Origin of the sequence: Acetobacterium sp. KB-1, from assembly GCF_003260995.1 — a bacterium.
In the GTDB taxonomy this organism is placed as follows: domain Bacteria; phylum Bacillota; class Clostridia; order Eubacteriales; family Eubacteriaceae; genus Acetobacterium; species Acetobacterium carbinolicum.
The window spans coordinates 291196-312135 of the sequence record NZ_CP030040.1 but is presented as its reverse complement, the minus strand read 5'-3'; the positions used below and the strand labels follow the sequence as shown (position 1 = coordinate 312135).

General features: G+C 40.4%; 24 protein-coding genes. 1 reads left to right on the top strand and 23 read right to left on the bottom strand.

Translation table 11 applies throughout. From position 1 onward, the window contains the following. Positions 1–10 precede the first annotated feature (10 nt). The 6 genes from DOZ58_RS01475 to DOZ58_RS01450 all read right to left on the bottom strand — a co-directional run bounded on the left by DOZ58_RS01475 (position 11) and on the right by DOZ58_RS01450 (position 6335). Complete coding sequence (locus DOZ58_RS01475) at positions 11–1315, bottom strand: nucleotide sugar dehydrogenase (protein WP_111886674.1); 1305 nt, start codon at positions 1313–1315, stop codon at positions 11–13. A 13-nt stretch (positions 1316–1328) separates the two neighbouring features. Beyond that, on the bottom strand, positions 1329–2582 hold the full coding sequence (locus DOZ58_RS01470) for a glycosyltransferase family 4 protein (RefSeq protein ID WP_111886673.1): 1254 nt from the start codon (positions 2580–2582) through the stop codon (positions 1329–1331). Next, positions 2582–3202: an acetyltransferase gene (locus DOZ58_RS01465; protein ID WP_111886672.1), complete on the bottom strand. Its 621-nt coding sequence runs from the start codon at positions 3200–3202 to the stop codon at positions 2582–2584. Before DOZ58_RS01465 ends, DOZ58_RS01470 begins: the two co-directional genes overlap by 1 nt. A gap of 49 nt (positions 3203–3251) precedes the next feature. Then, on the bottom strand, positions 3252–3839 hold the full coding sequence (locus DOZ58_RS01460) for a sugar transferase (protein ID WP_305781827.1): 588 nt from the start codon (positions 3837–3839) through the stop codon (positions 3252–3254). 36 nt (positions 3840–3875) lie between these two features. Continuing rightward, complete coding sequence (locus DOZ58_RS01455; protein ID WP_111886670.1) at positions 3876–4982, bottom strand: DegT/DnrJ/EryC1/StrS aminotransferase family protein; 1107 nt, start codon at positions 4980–4982, stop codon at positions 3876–3878. A 105-nt stretch (positions 4983–5087) separates the two neighbouring features. Next, positions 5088–6335: a glycosyl hydrolase family 28-related protein gene (locus DOZ58_RS01450; RefSeq protein WP_111886669.1), complete on the bottom strand. Its 1248-nt coding sequence runs from the start codon at positions 6333–6335 to the stop codon at positions 5088–5090. A 420-nt stretch (positions 6336–6755) separates the two neighbouring features. On the opposite strand from DOZ58_RS01450, the gene DOZ58_RS01445 reads away from it, so the two are divergent. Beyond that, positions 6756–7076: a nucleoside triphosphate pyrophosphohydrolase gene (locus DOZ58_RS01445; protein WP_111886668.1), complete on the top strand. Its 321-nt coding sequence runs from the start codon at positions 6756–6758 to the stop codon at positions 7074–7076. Positions 7077–7167: 91 nt separating this feature from the next. On the opposite strand, the gene DOZ58_RS01440 is transcribed toward DOZ58_RS01445, so the two are convergent. The 17 genes from DOZ58_RS01440 to rpmF form a co-directional block, all read right to left on the bottom strand. After that, positions 7168–7533, bottom strand: a complete 366-nt coding sequence (locus DOZ58_RS01440; protein ID WP_111886667.1) for a YraN family protein — start codon at positions 7531–7533, stop codon at positions 7168–7170. Next, positions 7533–8309, bottom strand: coding sequence for a ribonuclease HII (locus tag DOZ58_RS01435; RefSeq protein WP_111886666.1), 777 nt, complete (start codon positions 8307–8309; stop codon positions 7533–7535). Before DOZ58_RS01435 ends, DOZ58_RS01440 begins: the two co-directional genes overlap by 1 nt. 124 nt (positions 8310–8433) lie before the next feature. Further along, complete coding sequence (ylqF, locus tag DOZ58_RS01430) at positions 8434–9282, bottom strand: ribosome biogenesis GTPase YlqF (RefSeq protein ID WP_111886665.1); 849 nt, start codon at positions 9280–9282, stop codon at positions 8434–8436. Between the two features lie 2 nt (positions 9283–9284). Next, positions 9285–9812, bottom strand: a complete 528-nt coding sequence (lepB, locus tag DOZ58_RS01425; protein WP_111886664.1) for a signal peptidase I — start codon at positions 9810–9812, stop codon at positions 9285–9287. Positions 9813–9888: 76 nt separating this feature from the next. Further along, entirely contained in the window at positions 9889–10233 is a 345-nt protein-coding gene (rplS, locus tag DOZ58_RS01420; RefSeq protein WP_111886663.1) for a 50S ribosomal protein L19, read from the bottom strand. A 112-nt stretch (positions 10234–10345) separates the two neighbouring features. Further along, positions 10346–11038, bottom strand: coding sequence for a tRNA (guanosine(37)-N1)-methyltransferase TrmD (gene trmD / locus DOZ58_RS01415; protein WP_111886662.1), 693 nt, complete (start codon positions 11036–11038; stop codon positions 10346–10348). Continuing rightward, entirely contained in the window at positions 11035–11550 is a 516-nt protein-coding gene (gene rimM / locus DOZ58_RS01410) for a ribosome maturation factor RimM (protein ID WP_111886661.1), read from the bottom strand. The genes trmD and rimM overlap by 4 nt, the downstream gene beginning before the upstream one ends. A gap of 69 nt (positions 11551–11619) precedes the next feature. After that, positions 11620–11850 carry a KH domain-containing protein gene (locus tag DOZ58_RS01405; RefSeq protein ID WP_111886660.1) on the bottom strand — a complete coding sequence of 77 codons (231 nt, stop codon included), beginning with the start codon at positions 11848–11850 and terminating at the stop codon, positions 11620–11622. Between the two features lie 16 nt (positions 11851–11866). Then, entirely contained in the window at positions 11867–12112 is a 246-nt protein-coding gene (gene rpsP, locus DOZ58_RS01400; RefSeq protein ID WP_026394772.1) for a 30S ribosomal protein S16, read from the bottom strand. Positions 12113–12173: 61 nt separating this feature from the next. Further along, the gene (gene ffh, locus DOZ58_RS01395) at positions 12174–13511 is read right to left on the bottom strand and encodes a signal recognition particle protein (protein WP_111886659.1); all 1338 of its coding nucleotides are present in this window, start codon (positions 13509–13511) and stop codon (positions 12174–12176) included. Positions 13512–13520: 9 nt separating this feature from the next. Beyond that, complete coding sequence (gene ylxM / locus DOZ58_RS01390; protein ID WP_111886658.1) at positions 13521–13877, bottom strand: YlxM family DNA-binding protein; 357 nt, start codon at positions 13875–13877, stop codon at positions 13521–13523. Positions 13878–14003: 126 nt separating this feature from the next. Beyond that, positions 14004–14906 carry a signal recognition particle-docking protein FtsY gene (ftsY, locus tag DOZ58_RS01385; protein WP_111886657.1) on the bottom strand — a complete coding sequence of 301 codons (903 nt, stop codon included), beginning with the start codon at positions 14904–14906 and terminating at the stop codon, positions 14004–14006. Between the two features lie 85 nt (positions 14907–14991). Further along, positions 14992–18564, bottom strand: a complete 3573-nt coding sequence (gene smc / locus DOZ58_RS01380) for a chromosome segregation protein SMC (protein ID WP_111886656.1) — start codon at positions 18562–18564, stop codon at positions 14992–14994. A gap of 9 nt (positions 18565–18573) precedes the next feature. After that, positions 18574–19239: a ribonuclease III gene (rnc, locus tag DOZ58_RS01375; protein ID WP_111886655.1), complete on the bottom strand. Its 666-nt coding sequence runs from the start codon at positions 19237–19239 to the stop codon at positions 18574–18576. Positions 19240–19389: 150 nt separating this feature from the next. Continuing rightward, positions 19390–19614 carry an acyl carrier protein gene (gene acpP / locus DOZ58_RS01370; protein WP_111886654.1) on the bottom strand — a complete coding sequence of 75 codons (225 nt, stop codon included), beginning with the start codon at positions 19612–19614 and terminating at the stop codon, positions 19390–19392. A 3-nt stretch (positions 19615–19617) separates the two neighbouring features. After that, positions 19618–20613 (bottom strand): phosphate acyltransferase PlsX, encoded by a 996-nt coding sequence (plsX, locus tag DOZ58_RS01365; RefSeq protein ID WP_111886653.1) that lies wholly within the window; start codon positions 20611–20613, stop codon positions 19618–19620. A 123-nt stretch (positions 20614–20736) separates the two neighbouring features. Continuing rightward, on the bottom strand, positions 20737–20916 hold the full coding sequence (gene rpmF, locus DOZ58_RS01360) for a 50S ribosomal protein L32 (protein WP_084504954.1): 180 nt from the start codon (positions 20914–20916) through the stop codon (positions 20737–20739). Between the last annotated feature and the right edge of the window lie 24 nt (positions 20917–20940).

Below are 20940 nucleotides of genomic sequence, written 5' to 3'. Positions count from 1 at the left end.
TGATACCTCCTTAAAGCAGTTCAATATTTTCTCGATCCACACTATTTTTCATGGCATTTTTTGTATCAAAAATTACTTTTGCATGTTTTTGAATCATATCATAATCAATATTCGTATGAGCAGTTGTAACGATGACCAGATCAGCCGATTCAATCAGTTCGATGGTTAGTTGTTCCTCACCTTTTCGTACTTTTCCATGTTCCTGAAATTCAGGTACAAATGAATCATAGTAACATACCTCTGCCCCTTCGTTTTCGATTTCATCCATTAATTTAATTGCCGGACTTTCTCTATAATCACCAATATCCTGTTTGTATGCGACACCAAGAAACAGGATTTTGGCGCCTTTTAATGTTTTTTTATGCCAATTCAAAATCTTACTGGCGCGCTCAGCACAATACTCGGGCATCCGGTCATTTACCATCATCGACGATTCAATCATTGATGTATGAAATCCGTACTCCCGGGCTTTCCAGGAAAGATAGTAAGGATCTAATGGAATACAGTGCCCACCAACCCCCGGGCCGGGATAAAAAGCCTGAAATCCATAGGGTTTTGATTTGGCGGCATCAATTACCTCCCAGATGCTGATCCCCATTTTATGGCACAACATGGCTAGCTCATTTACTAACCCAATATTAATATTACGATAGGTATTTTCAAGAATCTTTTCCATTTCTGCTACGGCTGGTGAGGAAACCCGATAAATGGGAGCCTGCAAAATACTCTCATACATAGCAGCGGCAACTTCGGTACACTGGGGGGTGATGCCTCCGGTCACCTTAGGTGTGTTTTTTGTTTTGTAGATCAGATTTCCGGGATCAACCCGTTCAGGTGAAAAAGCCAGAAAGAAATCCTCTCCGCATTTTAATCCGGACGATTCAAAAATTGGTTTAAGCAGTTCTTCTGTTGTCCCAGGATAGGTGGTCGATTCCAGAACAATCAGCATTTCTTTATGCATGTATGGAACAATGCTCTCCGCCGAGGATTTAACATAGCTAATATCCGGCTGCTGGTGTTCATCAAGGGGTGTTGGCACGCAAATGCATACGCAATCGGCTGCTGCTACCTTTGAAAAATCCGTTGTAGCCGAAAGCAGGCCTGACGTCACAATTTCTTCCAGATCTTCATTCACCACATCCCCAATATAATTATTACCAGCATTAACCATGTCAACTTTTTCTTTTTGGACGTCAAAACCAATGGTTTTAAAACCAGCTTTGGCTTTTTCCACTGCCAGTGGCAGCCCCACATAACCAAGACCGACTACACCTAAGATTGCTGTTTTAGAAATTAATTTCTCTTTGATCGTCATTTTATAACTCCCTTTAAATTAATTCGATAAGTTTTTCCGTTAACCGCTGATAATCATAGTCCTTCGCAGCCTTTAAGGCATTTTCACAGTATTGCTGATACTCGCTTCCCGGCATATTGCTAAAGTGGATAATCGTTTTGGCTAATTGTTTCGGATCGGCCTGATCAACCACCACTCCGCAATGGTACTTTTTTATAAGATCATAACCAAACTCACAGTCAGAAACCGTAGGTTTTCCACTGGCAAAATATTCAAACATTTTATTGAGACTGGCCCCGTACTTTTTTATTTGATTGTCTTCAAAGTGAATGATATTAAGATTTGATTTACTTAAGACATAGGGTATTTTATTTTTGCTGACATAACCTTTAAACACAACATTGTCAATGTTATTTTTTTTACAAAAATCTTCCAGGTTTTTTTTATCACTGCCATCACCATAAATAAGGAATATAATCTGATTGACCGTTTCATTTTTGACAACTCGAGCTGCATCAACAATGGTTTTTATGTTATTCACAAGGCGAATTGACCCGGTATAGATGACTTTAAAGGTTTGCTCATTGTCTAAATCCCGGTCTTCCAATTTATAAATTGTCTGATTTCTTTTAAAAGCAGCTAAATCAACGCCATTATTGATGTGATATACTTTTTTAAGATCAATAGAGCCACCATTTTGTTTACTCCACCCGCGTTCAATGATGTAATCAGTCCCACCTTCCATGGTAAAGATAAGTTTGTCTGCCTTTTCATAGATCCATTTTTCGCCGCGATAAAGCACTTTTGCAATCAGGCTGGTTCTTTTTAAACCGCTATAGGCCACAATACTTTCTGGCCATAAATCCCGCACTTCGCAAATACAGGGGACTTTAAACTTCTTTGCGATTTTTATGCCCGCAATCAGGGTGAGAGGATGAACACTTGACGCCAGAATGACATCCGGTTTTTTATTTTTTTTTGCATATTCTTTTGCAACCGGGAAGAGATTTTTATAAAAACGCATCATGTTATAGAGCCTTTTTCTTGCATTTCCAACATAATCAGGTGTTTTTATAATCACAAAAGGGATCTCATCGATTACATCCACCCGATAATTATTCTTTTCAATCTCAATATTTTCATTCGAAAAATGATTGGTTGAGGCACAGAAAATAACAGGATTGTAGCCTCTTTTCCTTAGATTTTGTGCAAAAGAGTAATGCCTCCCGGCACGATCCTTATACATACTTGTGGCATAATGGTTCCAAATCCAAACAGTCTTTTTCATCAACGAATACTCCTTGCCGGTACGCCCACGTAGGTTCCAGATTCGGTTATATCTTTTACTACAACCGCCCCAGCACCAATTTTACAGTTTGCTGTAACGGTCAAATTATTACTGACAACACTGCCAATGCCAATCCAGCTTTTTTCACCAATTTCAACCATCCCTGCCAAATGCGCCCCAGGCGATACATGAACATAGTCTGCTATTCGGTTATCATGATCTACCGTCGCCGCCGTATTGATAATACAGCCTCGTCCGATTCTTGTTGCACTATTGATTACAACCCCGGCCATAATAACAGAGCCAACCCCAATCTCAACTTCCGATCCAATAATCGCCGCTGGATGAATTAAAACCGGTAGCTTTGCCCCTGCTGATCCCAACGTTTTGTGAATATTCTCTCTTATCGCGTTGTTTCCAACCGCGACAAAAATATCAGCTTCATCGATATAGTTAACGGCATCGACTGTTTTTCCCACAACACGATATCCCATGCAAGTCGTAATCGATACATCATCATCCAAAAAAAAGATGTGCTTCCAAATATTCATTTTGATCGCAATATCGACAACTACCTTTCCATGGCCACTTGCCCCGATGATCATTAATTTCTCTTTCATAATGCCATGTCTCCCTCTGGTTAGTATGATGAAATTTCAAAGACAATTCTTAGTCTGTAAGTTTTGTTCCTTGAAACAACTCCATCGTTGTCGAATCATTTGCGTTTATTCCTTCTCTTTTGAAAACTTTTTTCATCGTGAGAAAAATAATTTTCCAGTCACCAATAAAACTGATCGTATCAACATACGCAACGTCCAAATTAAATTTTTCTTCCCAACTAATCGCATTACGACCATTGATCTGAGCTAAACCTGATAAGCCAGGTCTGACCTCGTGTCGTCTTTTTTGTTGCTCATTATAAAGTGGCAAGTATTGGACCAGCAAAGGTCGTGGACCAATGACAGACATATCTCCTTTTAACACATTGACCAGTTCCGGTAACTCATCCAGACTGGTCGACCTTAAAAAATTGCCAAACCTGGTCAACCGCTTATCATCAGGCAATAACGCGCCTTTTTCATCTCGTTGATCAGTCATAGTTCTAAATTTATACAGTGTAAAGATTTTTTCATTTAGACCAGGTCTTTTTTGTTTAAATAATACCGGACTGCCCAATTTTTTTTTGATTGTCAACACTAAAACAACATATAGTGGCGATAGTACAATGATCGCCGCCAAAGATAAACAAAAATCCATTGGTCTTTTTATAAATCTTTTGTAAAGCATTTATTATCACAATCCTTTAATAATTTTGCAGATGCGTTCCTGATCTGTATCTGTCATCTTGGTATCAGAAGGCAAACAAACCCCTGATTCAAAGAGTCTTTCGGACACGGTTGTGCCAATATAATCACACCAACTAAAATAAGGTTGTTGATGCATGGGTTTCCAGATCGGCCGGGATTCAATATTCTCTTCTTCCAGAGCATCCATTATCTCCAGCGGTTTTATTTTACTATCCAGGGTTATACAACTTAGCCAATAATTAGGTTCATTCCAGAGATTGACAGGCATAAATTGAATTCCTGGCAATTCACCTAATTCTCTTTTGTAAAACTCAAAGATCTTTTTTTTCTTTGCAACTCTCAGATCCAATACTTTTAGTTGACCTCTGCCAATCCCAGCTGAAATATTGCTCATGCGATAGTTAAAGCCTAATTCACTGTGCTGATAATGTCTCGCTGAATCTCTTGACTGCGTCGACCAGAATCTTACCTTTTGTATCTTCTCTTTATTGTTGGAAACAAGCATTCCACCGCCAGAAGTGGTTATAATCTTATTCCCATTAAAACTAAATACACCATACTCACCAAAGGTGCCCGTCTGTCTGCCTTTGTATAAGCTTCCCAGAGATTCAGCTGCATCTTCGATCACCGCAACGCCATGACGATTACAAATTGCCATGATTCTATCCATATCAGCCGATAAACCATAAAGATGAACGACAATCACAGCTTTCACATTGGGATATTTCTGGAAAGCTTCTTCTAATGCCAGTGGGCACATATTCCAGGTTTCCTCGTCACTGTCAATAAATACAGGAATCGCTTTTTCATAAATAATGGGATTTACAGTTGCCGAAAATGTGAGCGTCGGACAAAAGACAATATCACCTTCCCCTACACCAACCGCTCTCAAGGCCAGGTGAATAGCCGCAGTCCCGGTATTTAATGCCGCGGCGTATCTCACCCCCACTTTTGATGCAAACTCTTTTTCAAATTCATTAACATTTGGTCCAAGCGGTGCAATCCAATTGGTACTAAACGCTTCTTTAATATACGCCATTTCAAATCCTTCATCACTCATATGCGGCGATGCCAGATATATTTTCTCTCCCATTGCGGTCTGCCTCCTAAACAGTGTTGATTGATGTCATCTTAACTCATCGCTGAACAAATCTTAAGATGCCACTAAACGAATTTGCTTATTCTAGTCTTTATTAAATCACTCAATAATCAGGTTCTTTATTTTTGCCGCACTCTCAACGCTGTATAATGGAATATTTTTTACCTCACTTGATTTAAAAGATGACAATTTTAAATCCTCAATATCTCCAATTAATTGACATAATGACCCTGTCATATCGCTGGCGTCAATTGTAACACTTGAAATTGTCGATTGATTAACATTTTCAATACTGAATCCGCCATGGTCATTCTCTTGCTGTTTTGATCCACTGATGTTCACGCCATCAATGTTTAATTCGGATGCATCGTTTATTTTAAAGCCCAAGCTACTACCTTTTATAATCAAACCAGATATTGTAATGTTTGTAGCACCACTATTAATATGAACGCCTACTACACTATCCTTGATACGACAGTCTTTAAATACCATATTTTCTGGTGGATGACGATACTGAGGATTCCCTGCTATTGCGATACCGCCACCAGAGGCATTATTAAACTCAACATTCTGGAAATAAAAATTGCTGTTGTCTCCTCTCAGATAAGCAGAATGCAGCCATTTGGTACCGCCATCATTTGAATTCAGCACACTATCAACCATACTAAAGCCATTCGTGCCGGAGATCTGTATCGGCATCCCGGAGTTATCGATCCTTAAATTGCTTATTTTTATATCTTTATTTCTCAACTTACCGGCCTGAGATATTTTCAAACCAACATAGACATCCTCCATAAAAACATCACTTATTTTCATCGTGTCTACGCCTTGAAAATACATGCCTTGAACATTGCTAACCATACTATTTTCATAATAATCGATACCTATAATCTTATTTTCAGATTTCAAAGTCAGGCCTTCAATTGAAATATTTGAAACCATGTCGTCGGGACTTGACCATAGCATATTTCTGATTGTGTCTTCTTCCGGAGCCATAAATAATGTTGCACCATAGCCGCTTATATGCGTGTTTTCCTTCATGACAAGCTGTTTTGTTATCAGATATGATTCACTCGATTCTGGTATCACCAACAGTGCCTTTTCTTTGCTTGCATCATCAATTGCATTTTGCAAGGCCGTTGTGTCATCCGTTAAACCATCTCCTTTTGCCCCATAATCTTTTGCATTTATTTCTTTATCAAGCGGCACCAAGACTTCTTTTATTTGATCTGGATTTGATGATAGCTTTTCAGAGGTGTTCAAAATTTCGGGACTTATGTAGTTAAACGCAAAAACACCAAGGCTGATGACTGCCAGTATTACCACTGATATCGTTAACTTACTCATAAAAATCTTCCTTCCGATATTAAACTAAATAACTATCCATCTTTAAAGATCTGGTCGTCCTGGCCAAAACCAAACCTGTAAATCACTGCTTAAAATAGAACTATTCTAATTATAATAGTATTTCTTTAACAAAATTACAAGTATTAGTTTCATTTTAGTAAATGGTCAATCTTTTTAATTATTAATCGTGCGCTTCTTCAAGTTACTTAAGATATATACCCAAGATTCCTCAAATAACGCAGAGATTCACAGCGCCACATGCTGCTCTTCCACCTTAAATTGCGCCCCCCCTTTTTAACTCCTGGATGATTTATTATATCATAAAGCAAATTGGAATCAGCGGAGGTTTTCTTAAAAATATCTTATCCCTCTTGTTTTTAAATAGACTGATTGGGTATAATATGCTTGAGGTGATAGATTATGAAAGTTGAGTATAATAAAATTGTTCGGGATAAGATTCCAAAAATCATTAAAGACAGTGGACGTACCTGTGAGTACAAAATCTTAGGTGAATCAGAAGTTCGAGATGCATTAAAAGAAAAGCTTCTTGAAAAAGCTCAGATATTTTTGAAGCGACCCTCGGAAGATGAACTTTCGGATATCTACGAATTGCTGGATACAATTGTGGAGACCTTTGAATATGAGCCACTTCATATTGACTATTTAAAAATTCAGAATAAAGAGACTAAGGGTACCTATTCTGAAAAGGTGTTTCTGATCTCAGTGGATGACGGCCAATAGTATTTAAAAAACAGGACTGAGGTCAAATAAATCTGATCTTAGTCCTGTTCTTTCAGATTAATTGAATTCCTCTCACACTAAATCCATTGCATTAAAATGAAAATGCGTTTTCAAAGTGATTAATCACTTGCTCGCCATCTAAGCCGTAATATATTTCAATGACATCAAAGCGAACGCTTACGTCATCTAGCTGTTTCTCCTTTAAATACCAAAGCGCCGTTTTCGCAATGCGTTTTTGTTTAGCCCGATTCACCGCTTCCCGGGGATATCCGTAATCCAGATTCTTTCGATACTTCACTTCGACAAAAACCAGGGTATCACCATCCTGGGTAATAAGATCAATTTCACCAGACGGTTTTTTATAATTCATTTGACAAATCCGATGATTGATATTTTCTAAAAATGTTACCGCCAGTGCTTCCCCGGCCTTTCCTTTTTTGAGATTGTGTGTCTTCATTACAAACCGATATTTTTTATGAAGCTTCGACGGTGAATGGGCGTTGGTCCATGCTTATAAAGGGCTTTTATATGTTCGGCGGTACCATAACCCATATTGTGATCGAAACCATATTCGGGATACTCCTCGTGATAAATCTGCATCAGATTATCCCGGTAGACCTTGGCAACAATGCTCGCCGCGGCGATGGTATAACTGGTGGCATCGCCGTGGATAATCGATTTTTGGGAAATTTTGGAGTCAATTTGGAGGGCATCAATGAGTAGCAGATCCGGTTTTGTGGATAATGTACTTAACGAATCAGTCATGGCTTTTTTAGTGGCATTTAGAATGTTGAGACTGTCAATCCCATCATTATCGACCTGGCCGATGGCATAATCCAACGCGTCTTCAAGCAGCTGCTCGCATAAACTTTCCCGCATTTTTTTTGAAACCTTTTTTGAATCATTAACATACAAACGATTGGAATCCGGCTTTAAAACAATGACACAGGTTACCACTGGTCCCGCTAACGGACCCCGTCCAACCTCATCAATACCACCAATTTTTTTTATCCCATTGTTGTAATAGCTTGTCTCAATCGATTTCATCCTTTTAATCCGTTCTATTTCGATCATTCTAGCGTCAACCTTTTTTTCCAAAGATTTTGCGATTTTTTGAACTGCTTGACGTGTATCGCGCTTTAGATCGGGAATCAGGTCCTGGTACGCTTTTATATCCAGTGTTGAAATATAGTCTTTAAGTGACGTAATGGTCATGTTTTGAAATGAATTCATACTTACCTCTTTTTGTTTTTTTACGTATCTTTGGATATTATACTACAGAATTAAAATAAAAAAAACAACCATCTTCCTGACAAACAGAAAGTGATTGTTTTAAATAAGCTATCGCGTACTTTTTTTAAAAGTTATTATTTGGTCGTTCCAGAGTGATACGTCCAATCCGACCATTTTTAAAATCATTGAGTATCAGCACACTGGTACGCGCATAATCGTACTCGCCACCTTTAATCAGCAGTCCCCGACTCTTAGCAATAGCATCGAAAACCTCGGGAAGATTTTTTCCTTCAATCTCGATTTTATAAATCGCTTCCAGTTCATCAGGATAATATACCAACAAGTATTTGAGCAAATCAGCCGCAATATTTTCTTTTTCATAAATCGTATCTTTGATGGAACCTAACCAGGCTAAATGCAGCCCCACTAGTGGATCATCGAATTTTGGCCATAATATCCCCGGGGTATCCAAAAGCATCAGGTGATCCGGAGTACTAAGCCATTGCTGCCCCTTTGTAACGCCCGGCTTATTGCCAATCTGGGTTTTCTTTTTTCCAATGAGGCTGTTAATAACCGTCGATTTCCCGACGTTGGGAATTCCGCAAACCAGGCATTTTACCTGCGCTTTCTCTTTGATATTAAGTTCATGAATGGTTCTGACCAGGTCGGTTTTCATCCGCCGATCGAAGGCATCAAACAGTACAACCTTCTGAATGTCAGTATTTTTTTTAAACCAGTCCATCCATAAAAGACTGACTTCCGGATCCGCTAAATCCGACTTATTTAGCAACAAGATGTGCTGCTTATTCCAGGTATACTGGTTAATCTCGGGATTCTTGCTCGATAACGGCAGTCTGGCATCGACCACTTCGATCACCACATTGATGAGCTTGAGTTTTTCTTTTATTTCTCGATTGGCCTTCGCCATATGACCCGGATACCATTGTATGTATTCAATTTTCTCTTCTGACATTTTTATACCAGTCCAATTTCCGAAAGGGGCCAAATTCTAAAGATCACTTTGCCGTCAATGGCATCTCTTTCGACAAAACCCAGACTCGGATAACGACTGTCCGAACTATTTGCGCGGTTATCCCCCATCACAAAATAAGTACCAACTGGAACGGTGACTTCTGAAAAATCTTCGTACGCTTCAGTGTTGATATACGCTTCAGATAAGGGCTCACCGTTCCGATAAACAACCATATCTTTTATCTCAATGGTATCTCCGCCCTTTCCTATTACCCGTTTGACATACTCAACGCTATCACTATAACTGAGGATCACAATCTCGCCATAATCTGGCTCACCGATGGTATAGCCGATTTTATTGACAATCAGGCGATCACCCCCTACCAGGGTGGGAAACATCGAACTTCCCTGGACCATGACAAAGTCAAATAGAAACATTTTTATGATAAAAGCAAGAACAATGGCAATCACTGCGGATTGTATCCATTCTTTAAGTTCCAAATTACCCTTAGAGTCCTGATCTTCTTTCATTTCTTCACTTCCTTGCTAACAACTCGTTATTTTAAACAACCAAGTTAATCAAAAAAGAGGCTTGCCAGCCTCTGAATTATACTCTTTTTTCTTTGACTTTTGCTGCTTTACCGACGCGATCACGAAGATAGTTAAGTTTAGCTCGACGGACTTTACCATGTCGAACCACTTCAACTTTTTCGATCTTTGGTGAGTGGACCAGAAAGGTTCGTTCAACCCCAACACCCGAAGAAAGTTTACGTACTGTGAATGTTTCACCCACACCACCATTTTGTTTTTTAAGCACAATGCCTTCAAAAATCTGAATTCTTTCACGTTTACCTTCAATAACTTTAACATGAACTTTGACCGTGTCACCAACGCTAAACTTAGGTGGCTCTGCCTTCATATTTTCTAATTGAATCTTTTTAATAATGTCCATTTTTTTTCTCCTTAATATTCGATTTCCGACGTTCATGCATCATGTACAGAGGACCGTCTCCCTTGATAACATACTGACATATTATACACTTTGCTAACTCTTTATGCAAGTTTTATTTATTTATATTTTGATAGTGTTCAAATAAATCTGGTCGGATTAGCCGGGTGCGTGTCTCTGCCTGGCTTAAACGCCACTTTTTGATCTCGGCATGATTGCCTGAAAGTAGCACTTCCGGTACTTCCTGACCTTCAAAATCCCGCGGCTTGGTATAATGGGGATATTCGAGCAAATGACTTTCAAAAGATTCTTCCGCCAAACTATCACCATTGCCCAAAAAACCGGGAATATGGCGGGCCATCGCATCAGCCAGGGTCAGAGCCGGTAATTCTCCACCCGTTAAGACATAGTCCCCCACCGAAAATTCCAGATCCACGTAAGCATCGATAACGCGCTGATCAATGCCTTCATAATGGCCACAGATAAAAACAATTCCCGGATATTTAGAAAGTGTCATCCCATCTTTTTGTTTAAACGGTTTGCCCCCCGGCGTTAAATAAACGACTGGATAAGTACGAAAATCGGGAATACTTTTTAAGGCTGCAACAATCGGCGGAGCTGCCATCACCATACCAGCACCACCTCCATAGGGGGTATCATCAACCTTATGATGCTTATTACCGGAGAAGTCGCGGATATTGATCACAGCATAGTCAATCAAACCCGCCTTGACGCCGCGACCGATCATTCCGGTTTGAAAATACGTTTCAAAGATTTCCGGAAATAAGGTTAAAAAATAAAATTTCATAGATCCAATATTTCCTGTGGGATACTGGCATCAATTCGTCCAGTTTTGACATTGATTTCATTGAAATAGAGTTTTCTCGCGGGAACACAATAGACTTTCTTGCCTGCGGTGATAATATAAACATCCACCCCTCCGGCTTGCATCACATCGGTAATTTTTCCTAACAGTTGGCCGTCATTATAAACCGGTAAGCCCAATAATTCTTCGATAAAAAACTCATCTTCTTCCAATGTAACTGCCAGTTCTTTTGGGATACCGACTTCCCAACCCGTCAATGCTTCGGCATCATTACGGTTGGTGATACCTTCGAGAAACAACAACACGTTGTTTTTATGAAGGCGGCAATTGGTAATCTTATAGTCCACTTCACTTTTGCCATGGATCAGGGTGACCCCATCCAGGTCATAAAAACGGCCCGGATCATCGGTTAAAGGTAATACTTTTAATTCACCCTTGATGCCATGAACACCAAGAATACGGCCAACGATGATTAAACGATTATTATTTTCCATTGTTATCTCCTGTTTTTTTGCCCTGAAAAAGACACGAAAAAAAAGAGCTGTATACACAGCCCAATGCCTTTATTGGATGATTTCCAACATGACACGTTTGTCTTCTTTCGTGGCAGCGGCTTTTATGACGGTACGAATTGCTTTTGCGATACGCCCCTGTTTTCCAATGACCTTGCCCATATCATCGTCAGCGACTTTCAATTCCAAAACAATGGATTGTTCGCCTTCAACTTCTGAGACAGATACCGCATCGGGGTGTTCAACAAGAGCTTTGGCAATAATTTCCACAAGTTCTTTCATCATTTACCTCCTGGTACTACTCGATTACGTTTTCTCTTTTTAATAAATACTTAACGGTGTCCGTTGGTTTTGCGCCATTGGCCAACCATGTCTTGGCTTTGTCTGCATCTACTTTTACGAGTGCAGGGTCAACACAAGGGTTGTAGTATCCAATTTCTTCGATGAACTTACCATCACGTGGTGCCCGTGCATCAGCAACAACGATTCTATAAAAAGGTTTCTTCTTCTTACCCATTCTTTTTAATCTGATTTTTACTGCCATGTTCGTTCCCCCTTTCTTAACTTCTTTATCTAATGACATAATGTCCTTGATAACACTGATTTTACATAAACGGAAGCTTCATCCGTCCTTTTTTGGCCATGTTCGGATTTGACATTTGCTTCATCATCTTTTTGGACTGTTCAAAACCCTTTAATAACCGGTTAACATCCGCTACCATAGTACCGCTTCCCAACGCGATTCGTCTTCGTCGGCTGGCATTGATGATCCCGGGTTTATGGCGTTCTTCCTTGGTCATCGATAAGATGATGGCCTCGGTTTTTTTTGTATCCGCCCCCGATAAATCGACATTTTTCATGGCTTTCTTACTGGCTCCCGGCATCATTTCCAGCAAGCTGCTAATCGAGCCCATGCTTTCGATCTGCCTGATCTGATCCAAAAAGTCATTCAGATCAAAATCCTGATTTCTGAACTTTTCTTCCAGTTCTTTGGCTTTTTCATCATCCATCATACTTTGGGCTTTATCAATAAAGGATAGTACATCCCCCATTCCCAAAATCCGCGATGCCATCCGGTCCGGATAAAAAAGTTCAATATCGGTCAGTTTTTCACCGGTGCCGATATATTTGATCGCCTTGCCAATCGTATAGGTAATCGATAAGGCCGCCCCGCCACGGGTATCGCCATCCAACTTGGTCAGGATTACCCCTGAAATATCAAGCAGGCGATTAAACTCATTAGCTACATTGACCGATTCCTGTCCGGTCATCCCATCGACCGTTAATAAAATTTCGGTAGGATTAATGACTTCTTTAATATTAACCAATTCATCCATTAGCGCTTCATCGATTTGTAATCGACCGGCCGTATCCATAACCACCAGATCATAATGGCCTTCAACTGCTTTTTTAAGTCCCCGTTTGGCAATGCCGACCGGGTCTTTTATATCATGTTCAGAGTAAACGTCAATTTTTAATTCATCCCCGAGAATTTCAAGCTGCTTAATCGCTGCTGGACGATAGACGTCACAAGCAACCAGCAAGGGTTTGAATTTTTTCTCTTTGCGCAACAGGTTGGCAAGCTTAGCTGCTGTGGTTGTTTTACCAGCACCCTGGAGACCCACCATCATATAAACATTCTGGCGTCCCTGGATAAAGTCCATGCGCTCAATTTCACCGCCCAGAAGGGTTGTCATTTCATCTTTTACAATCTTGATAAACTGCTGTCCCGGAGTCAGGCTGCTAAGTACCTCTTGGCCGATGGCGCGCTCACCGATATTTTTGGTAAACTGTTTAACGACTTTGAAATTGACATCGGCTTCTAAAAGAGCCATTTTTATTTCCCGATTGACTTCCTGGATGTCTTTTTCGTTTAATTTTCCTTTGCGCTTAAGTTGGGAAAATATATTTTGAAATTTTTCATTTAATCCTTCAAAGATCATCTGTCACCTCTAGTTTTCTTCACTGACTTTTTTCAGTTTTTCAACCACCAGCATCAATTCAGATTGTAGCTGCTCGTCTTTTTCACGATCAACACAGTCCAATAGAACTTTCTCAATTTCTTCCAGAATAATTTGAGATTTTAAAAACTTGGCGATGAGTCCCAGTTTTTCTTCATAGGCTTCCATCATGGCTTTAGAGCGTTTAATCACATCAAAAATACCCTGACGGGTAACTGCCATTACCTCAGCAATTTCAGCCAGGCTATAGTCATCATCATAGTAATACTCTAAAATCTGCTTCTGCTTAGCGGTTAGCAGTTCGCCATAAAAATCAAATAAATATTGTTCCCCTACTTTTTTTTCCATATGCACCTTCGATATCGTCGTAAAGGAATTTTACTTGACGACTTAATTATTGTAAGTCCTGACAGTAAAAAAGTCAAGCTTTTATTCGCGCTCTTTGGGACATTTCGTTAAAATCTTTATAAACCTTTATTCAAAGAGCAAATCAACAAATTTCTTTGGATCAAAATCGATGAGATCTTCTGATTTTTCGCCAATACCAACGTATTCAATGGGAATCTGCATTTCATCGATAATCGAGATTGCGATACCGCCTTTGGCGGTTCCGTCGAGCTTAGTCAGCACAATTCCCTTAATTTCGACACACTCATGAAACACCTTTGCCTGGTTAATCGCATTTTGCCCAGTAGTAGCATCTAACACCAATAAATTATGAACCGTGAACCCTTCACCTTCCCGGTTAATCACCCGACTGATCTTTTCAAGTTCTTTCATCAGATTAACCTTATTATGCAGACGTCCCGCCGTATCACAAATCAGAATATCGGCTTTACGGGCCTTGGCTGCACCAATGGCATCAAAAACCACCGAGCTCGGATCGGCACCGGTAGTACTTTTGATAATATCCACGCCAACCCGTCTGGCCCATTCATCGAGTTGTTCCACCGCCGCCGCCCGAAAGGTATCCGCTGCTGCAATGACAACTTTTTTGCCTTCTTTTTTATAGCGCTCAGAGAGTTTGGCAATCGAGGTGGTTTTTCCGGCCCCGTTGACGCCAACAACCAGCATAATCGTGGGTAGCTGCGGCTTTTTTACTTCCACCAAAACCATATCGACCAGGATTTCTTTTAGAAAGCCCATCACTTCTTCCTTGCTTTTAGACCGGGTTTCTTTAATCTTTGCCCGCAGCGCCGCCGTGATTTTCACTGAGGTTTGAGCCCCTAAATCCGAGAGAATCAGAGTTTCCTCCAGCTCGTCAAAGAAATCATCATCAAAGCTCCCCATATACATGACATTTTCTATTTTTTCCTTGAAATTGTCAGCCGTTTTAACCAGCTTGTTACGCATCCGTTCATATAAACTTAATTCCATCGTTGCCTCCTTCGTTTTAACCCCTTAGAGCCTTGCCTAAGTGAGTTTATTTGGGGTCAGTTTGTAATTTCTCCTGACCATCATTTTAAGCGTAATCCGTCAGTCGAACCGACACCAATTGGGACACCCCATCCTTGGACATCGATACCCCATAGAGATTGTCGCACACTTCCAGGGTAGTACGACGATGAGTGATCGTGATGAACTGATTATGTTCCGCTACTTTTTTGAGGTAGCTGATGTAACGGTAAATATTATGATCATCCAAGGCAGCGTCTACCTCATCGATCACACAAAAAGGGGACGGGTTAATTTCCAGAAAGGAAAACAGCAGAGCAATGGCAACCATTGACTTTTCACCACCAGAAAGCAGAGAAATATGCCGCAGCCGTTTACCCGGTGGCTGAGCCACCAGTTCAATTCCCCCTTCCAGCACCCCAGTAGGGTCCGTAAACTCCAGATAAGCCCAACCGCCTTCAAATAGAATGCCAAAGATCCGCGTAAAATTCTCCTGTAGCTTGATAAAGTTTGCCTTAAACTGCTCGGTCATGGCGTCATACAAGGTATTAATAATATCTAACAGCTCACTTTTCCCAGCTTTTAAATCATCCATTTGTTCTTTCATAAAATCATGTCGGGCGATAATTTCTTCATACTCTTCAATGGCACCGAGGTTCACATTCCCCAGTGCGCTAATTTTTTCTCTCAAGGTACGCTGACGTTCTTCAGACAAATCAAGCTCATCAAGGCTGTGCTCCGCCTCCAACTGCTGATAGGCATCTTCAGCCATTAAATAGTTAATTTCATAGCTCTTATAGATATTCTCTTCCCAATGGTTCATCTGTAGCTGCAGACTGTTTAGTTGAGTCGAAATGGTATTTTTTCTGTCGTTGTCAATAATCAATTGGTGATTGTCATTTTTTATTTCTTCCTGTAGCGTCTCCAGCCGCTGGGCATTCGTTTTTTGCAGTTCCATCGCTTGTTTATTTTTGTCACGATGGGATTCAATTTTTTTGCTTAGCAGCTGATGATCCGCCCCCAGTTTTTCCTGAAGTCGGATCAATTCGCGGGATTCATTTAGGTAACCCGCCATTTCAGCTTCCAGAGTCGTTTTTCTGGCTGTCTGGTGGCTTAATTGTTCCTGCATCAAGACGATTTGCTGATCAAACCCAGCGATTTCTCCTTTGATCTGAGTGATAACCATTTGGCTTTCTGATATTTTTAACCGCAAATCGTCCAGTTGTTGTCTGATCATATGAGCCTGATCATCAGTTTCCTGACCTTTTGTGGCTTCCTTGGCCTGATTATATGATGCTTCGATTTTAGTCAGCTCAATATTTAACTGTTCCAGCTTCTGACTGAGTGCCTGAAGCTTTTGCTCCTGAGACGAAATCGACTGCGTACTTTCACGCTGTTTTCGGCTCAAGTCCTCAATTGTCTTGTTCTTCTCCCACAGCGCTTGTTTGCAGCGGTTATACCCCGTTTCCAGTTCCTTTAATTGATCGACTACCTGGGTCAGAGATTTTTGCACCGTCACATCCTGGTTTTTGATCGCATCCAGGGCTTTTTTTTGCTGATCCATTTCTTTTTGCAAATTCTGGATTTCAATCTTCTTAGAAAGCGGCGACTGCCGGTTGTCCTTGCTTTGTCCCCCGACAATGGCTCCGCCAGGGTAAAAGATTTCACCTCCCAGGGTTACAACGGTAAACTTAGAAGCCGTTTTCTTCTGGATATCTTTTCCCGAAGCAAAATCTCTGGCGACGATGATTCGTCCCAAAAGACTTTTAATGACCACTTCATAAGCCGCATCGGTTTTAACCAAGTCACTGGCAATCCCCTCGACTCCGGAAGTATTTTTAAGCACTGCCCGGGTTTTTTCATCAACTAAACTGTATTTTAAATTATCCAGGGGCAAAAATGTTGCCCGACCAAGACGCTCTTTCTTGAGCAAATTAATACAATCACTGGCAACCTTAACGCTGGCAACGACAATATTCTGACTTTTAGCACCTAAAGCAATATCAATGGCCTGAAGATATCTGGCCTCAGTCGAGATGAGTTCGCCAACCGGCCCAAAAACCTCATGGATCACCGGGCCGAGCAGCTTTTCTGATGTCATCAGTTTACGAATGGTTGGGAAGTAATCCTGATAATTTTTTTGAATATTTTTTAAATACTCTACCTTGGAAGCATTAACTTTCAAATTATTAGAAATCAGGTGAACCTGATTCTGGAGTTGCTTTTGTTCGTCCAAACTGTGTTGATACTGGATTTGCAACTTCTGGTACTGGTCTTTCCGTTGCTCTTTTTCTGCCAACAGACTACTCATCTCTTGTTTTTGCTGCTTTAGATCCGCAGCGACTTGATCCTGACTGGCTCCTGTTTCATCCAGGTACTTTTTGATAAAAGATGACTCCGTCTTTGCTTCCTGAATGGCCGTTTTAATTTCTAAACGCTTCATTTCGAGTTTTTCGCAAAGCGATTGCTGATTTAGAACGGCCTCTTGAGTTGCTTTGATCCGATCTTTTTCCTGCTGTTCTGCACAGAGTAAAAGATTAAGGGTATTTTCCAGTTCACCTCTGACTGCCTCTTTTGTCACGAGGTTCTCTAGCAAGACATTTTTCTCCAGTTCCAGTCCATCAATCCGCTTAAGTGTTGCCGCAATTCGGGAGGTCAAGCTTTCACCTTCGTTTTTTAAGCGTTCCTGGGTTATTTGATTCGCTTCCAACTGACTTTTACAACGGATATCTTCCCGCTGAACCCGATCGAAATCGGCTCTGAGCACCGATAGATTTTTCTTTTCCGAGTCCGCTAAAAGGTCCAATTCACGATTCTCAATGGTCAGTTTTTGATACAATTCATCCTTTTTTCTGATAATTGCTTCGATTTGTTCACAACTTTTTAGTTGTTCCTCAAGATTTTTTTTTAATACTTTCAGTTCCGTGACCGCGCCGCTCATTTTTCGATAGAAAATCACCAGATCGACAGTCTTTAACTCCTCATAGAGGGTTAAAAAGCTTTTAGCCTTCCGAGATTGGTTTTTTAAGGGGCCCACCTGTTTTTCTATTTCTGCCATAATGTCTCGCAGCCGATCCAAGTGTCCCTGAGTTTGCTCCAATTTTTTTTCGGCTTCGTTTTTTTTAGTTTTATAGGAAACAATACCTACAGCCTCTTCAAAGATATTCCGCAGCTCAGTGGGACTACTCGATAAAATATTTTCGATACTCCCTTGGCTGATTAATGAATAACCGTTTTTCCCCAAACCGGTATCCATAAAAATACTGTGGATCTCTTTTAGTTTACAGCTTTTTTTATTAATGGCATAGTCACTTTCGCCGGACCGAAATAGTTTCCGTGAGATCGCTATTTCCTGGGGATAGTTTTCCAACGAACCCTCTTTGTTGTCTAAAATCAAAACAACCTCGGCATAACCGGAGGCTTGTTTTTTTTCTGTTCCTGAGAAGATGACATCTTCCATTTTTTTACCCCGAAGGGATTTAATGCTTTGTTCACCCAAAACCCATTTGATGGCATCAGTGATATTACTCTTTCCGCTGCCGTTAGGGCCCACAATTGCAGAAATACCTTCTGAAAACTCAAGGCTTACAGGGTCTGCAAATGATTTAAACCCCGACAATCGCAATTTTTTTAAATACAAGCCCTCACCTCAATTTAGTCTTCTCGTCTTAAGCAAATAGTTTTTAGCGGCGTCCTGCTCCCCTTCTTTTTTGCTTTTACCGATGCCATGACTCACACAATCGCCATTAAAAATCAATTTAATATAAAAGGTTTTGTTGTGTTCCGGTCCTTCAGAACGGTCCAGGACATATTCAATAACATTGTCATTGTTCTTTTGAATATACTCCTGAAGTTCCGTTTTATAGTCTTTTACCAGCGCACCGGACAAAGCCAGAGCGATATTACTTTCCAACACTTTCAGAACAACTTTCCGGGTTATTTCAAAATTACTGTCTAAAAATACAGCCCCAATCAGGGCCTCAAAGGCATTGGCAAGGTTCGATTTCCGTTGCCTTCCCCCAGTTACAATTTCACCCTTTCCCAAGAAAATATGATCTCCCAACTGGAGTTCATAGGCAGCCTTGGAAAGAGACTCGGCACATACAATATTGGAACGGATTTTCGTCATTTTACCCTCAGATAATTTGTGAGACAAAAATAAATACTCACTGATAATCAGTTCCAATACTGCATCCCCCAAGAATTCAAGTCGTTCGTTGTTGGTCGAATTTCCTGAATGTGAACTATGCGTTAAGGCAACTTTTAATAACTCTTTTTTCTTGAAACGGTAATCGATTTTTTCTTCGATTGTCACTTAATATCCCCCCTTATCGATTACGAGAGTTCGCCTGAGCGTTTCTCGCTATTCCCCATGAAAAGAAGCAAACCAGAAAAGATAACGCACAGTCTCCTGAATAAGGAGAAGGTGGGTGCCATTGTTTCTCAGCGACACCCTTTAATCTTCTTAGGAAATTGCGTTGATGATATCTCCTACAGTTTGGATATTTTCTAATGCACTTTCGTCAATTTTAGTTCCAAATTCATCTTCAAACGCCATAATCAGCTCAACCACATCCAGTGAATCTGCTTCCAGATCGTCAATGAGTGAGGTTTCAAGGGTAATTTTTTCAATATCAACATCCAATTGCTCTGAAATAATTGCCGTAACTTTTAAAAATCGTTCATCCATGACTTAAGCCTCCCTGTTTTTTGCATTATCAGTAATTTTTTTCAACACATCATTCTCAATAAACTTAATACTCTGTCGCACCGCATTTTTAATCGCAAAAGCATCACTGCTACCGTGAGCTTTGATAATACCACCTTTTACACCTAAAAAGGGAGCACCGCCATACTCGGCATAGTCAAATTGTTTTTTGAAGCTTTTCAAATTATCTTTAATCAGCATTCCTCCAATTTTACCCTTGGTGTTACTCATGATTGACGTCTTCATTTTTTTAAGCAGATAAGCAGAAATACCTTCGGTTAATTTCAATACGATGTTGCCCGTAAATCCATCGCAGACTAACACATCAGCCTTCGTTTCGGGAATATCGCGTGCTTCAACATTGCCCAAAAAATTAAAATCCCCAGCTTCCAAAAGCTCATAGGCCGCTTTTACAAGACTGTTTCCTTTTTTTGCTTCAGCACCGATATTAATGAGTCCGATCCCCGGATCTGTTTTACCTAAAACATTTTCTGAATAAATTTTTCCTAATTGGGCAAACTGTTCCAAATACTCCGGTTTACAATCGGCATTGGCACCGGTATCAATAAGAACAAATACGCCGTCACTTTTGGGCAGCGTTGCTGCCAGAGCAGGACGTTTGATTCCCTTAATCCGGCCCAGTTTTAATAATCCCCCGGATAAAAGTGCCCCGGTACTTCCAGCTGAAATCAGCACTGCATTTTCTCGGTTCTTCATTTCATCAAGTGCCACAACTAAAGACGAATCCGGTTTTCGCCGAATCGCCATGGCGGGATCTTCGGTATTTTCTATGACGGTTTCGGCATGCAGAATTTCAATTTTGTCATCAGGGTAATCGTATTTTGAAAGCTCTTCTAAAATAGCCGGCCGGCGACCCACCAGGGTCAGCTTGACGTCATATTCCTTAACCGCATCAATGGCACCCTTTACGATTTGATAGGGCGCGTCATCGCCACCCATGGCGTCTAAAAAAATATTCAAACTAACGCCCTCCTTTGTATCTGTCTATTATCCCAGAAAAAACCGATTCAGTAAATACAATCAATAAAAATATCCGGGCCTAAAATAATCCCAGATAGAGAAAAAACAGAGTCTAGACTCTGTTTATTCGTTAAAGCTGATAACGCTAACGTCTTTGTATGTGCCACAAGACTTGCAAACTCGATGAGGCAATTTAATTTCACCACATTTTGGACAAGTACTCATTCCTGGAATATTTAATTTGTAATGTGTTCTTCTTTTGTCTCTTCTGGACTTAGAAGTTTTTCTCTTTGGTACAGCCATCACTCACACCTCCTAAATAGTAAA

Bases quoted from the DNA above. Each gene is read 5' to 3' on its own strand.
- DOZ58_RS01475 (WP_111886674.1), bottom strand. From the start codon at position 1,315: ATGACGATCAAAGAGAAATTAATTTCTAAAACAGCAATCTTAGGTGTA.
- DOZ58_RS01470 (WP_111886673.1), bottom strand. From the start codon at position 2,582: ATGAAAAAGACTGTTTGGATTTGGAACCATTATGCCACAAGTATGTAT.
- DOZ58_RS01465 (WP_111886672.1), bottom strand. From the start codon at position 3,202: ATGAAAGAGAAATTAATGATCATCGGGGCAAGTGGCCATGGAAAGGTA.
- DOZ58_RS01460 (WP_305781827.1), bottom strand. From the start codon at position 3,839: ATGGATTTTTGTTTATCTTTGGCGGCGATCATTGTACTATCGCCACTA.
- DOZ58_RS01455 (WP_111886670.1), bottom strand. From the start codon at position 4,982: ATGGGAGAGAAAATATATCTGGCATCGCCGCATATGAGTGATGAAGGA.
- DOZ58_RS01450 (WP_111886669.1), bottom strand. From the start codon at position 6,335: ATGAGTAAGTTAACGATATCAGTGGTAATACTGGCAGTCATCAGCCTT.
- DOZ58_RS01445 (WP_111886668.1), top strand. From the start codon at position 6,756: ATGAAAGTTGAGTATAATAAAATTGTTCGGGATAAGATTCCAAAAATC.
- DOZ58_RS01440 (WP_111886667.1), bottom strand. From the start codon at position 7,533: ATGAAGACACACAATCTCAAAAAAGGAAAGGCCGGGGAAGCACTGGCG.
- DOZ58_RS01435 (WP_111886666.1), bottom strand. From the start codon at position 8,309: ATGAATTCATTTCAAAACATGACCATTACGTCACTTAAAGACTATATT.
- ylqF (WP_111886665.1), bottom strand. From the start codon at position 9,282: ATGTCAGAAGAGAAAATTGAATACATACAATGGTATCCGGGTCATATG.
- lepB (WP_111886664.1), bottom strand. From the start codon at position 9,812: ATGAAAGAAGATCAGGACTCTAAGGGTAATTTGGAACTTAAAGAATGG.
- rplS (WP_111886663.1), bottom strand. From the start codon at position 10,233: ATGGACATTATTAAAAAGATTCAATTAGAAAATATGAAGGCAGAGCCA.
- trmD (WP_111886662.1), bottom strand. From the start codon at position 11,038: ATGAAATTTTATTTTTTAACCTTATTTCCGGAAATCTTTGAAACGTAT.
- rimM (WP_111886661.1), bottom strand. From the start codon at position 11,550: ATGGAAAATAATAATCGTTTAATCATCGTTGGCCGTATTCTTGGTGTT.
- DOZ58_RS01405 (WP_111886660.1), bottom strand. From the start codon at position 11,850: ATGAAAGAACTTGTGGAAATTATTGCCAAAGCTCTTGTTGAACACCCC.
- rpsP (WP_026394772.1), bottom strand. From the start codon at position 12,112: ATGGCAGTAAAAATCAGATTAAAAAGAATGGGTAAGAAGAAGAAACCT.
- ffh (WP_111886659.1), bottom strand. From the start codon at position 13,511: ATGATCTTTGAAGGATTAAATGAAAAATTTCAAAATATATTTTCCCAA.
- ylxM (WP_111886658.1), bottom strand. From the start codon at position 13,877: ATGGAAAAAAAAGTAGGGGAACAATATTTATTTGATTTTTATGGCGAA.
- ftsY (WP_111886657.1), bottom strand. From the start codon at position 14,906: ATGGAATTAAGTTTATATGAACGGATGCGTAACAAGCTGGTTAAAACG.
- acpP (WP_111886654.1), bottom strand. From the start codon at position 19,614: ATGGATGAACGATTTTTAAAAGTTACGGCAATTATTTCAGAGCAATTG.
- rpmF (WP_084504954.1), bottom strand. From the start codon at position 20,916: ATGGCTGTACCAAAGAGAAAAACTTCTAAGTCCAGAAGAGACAAAAGA.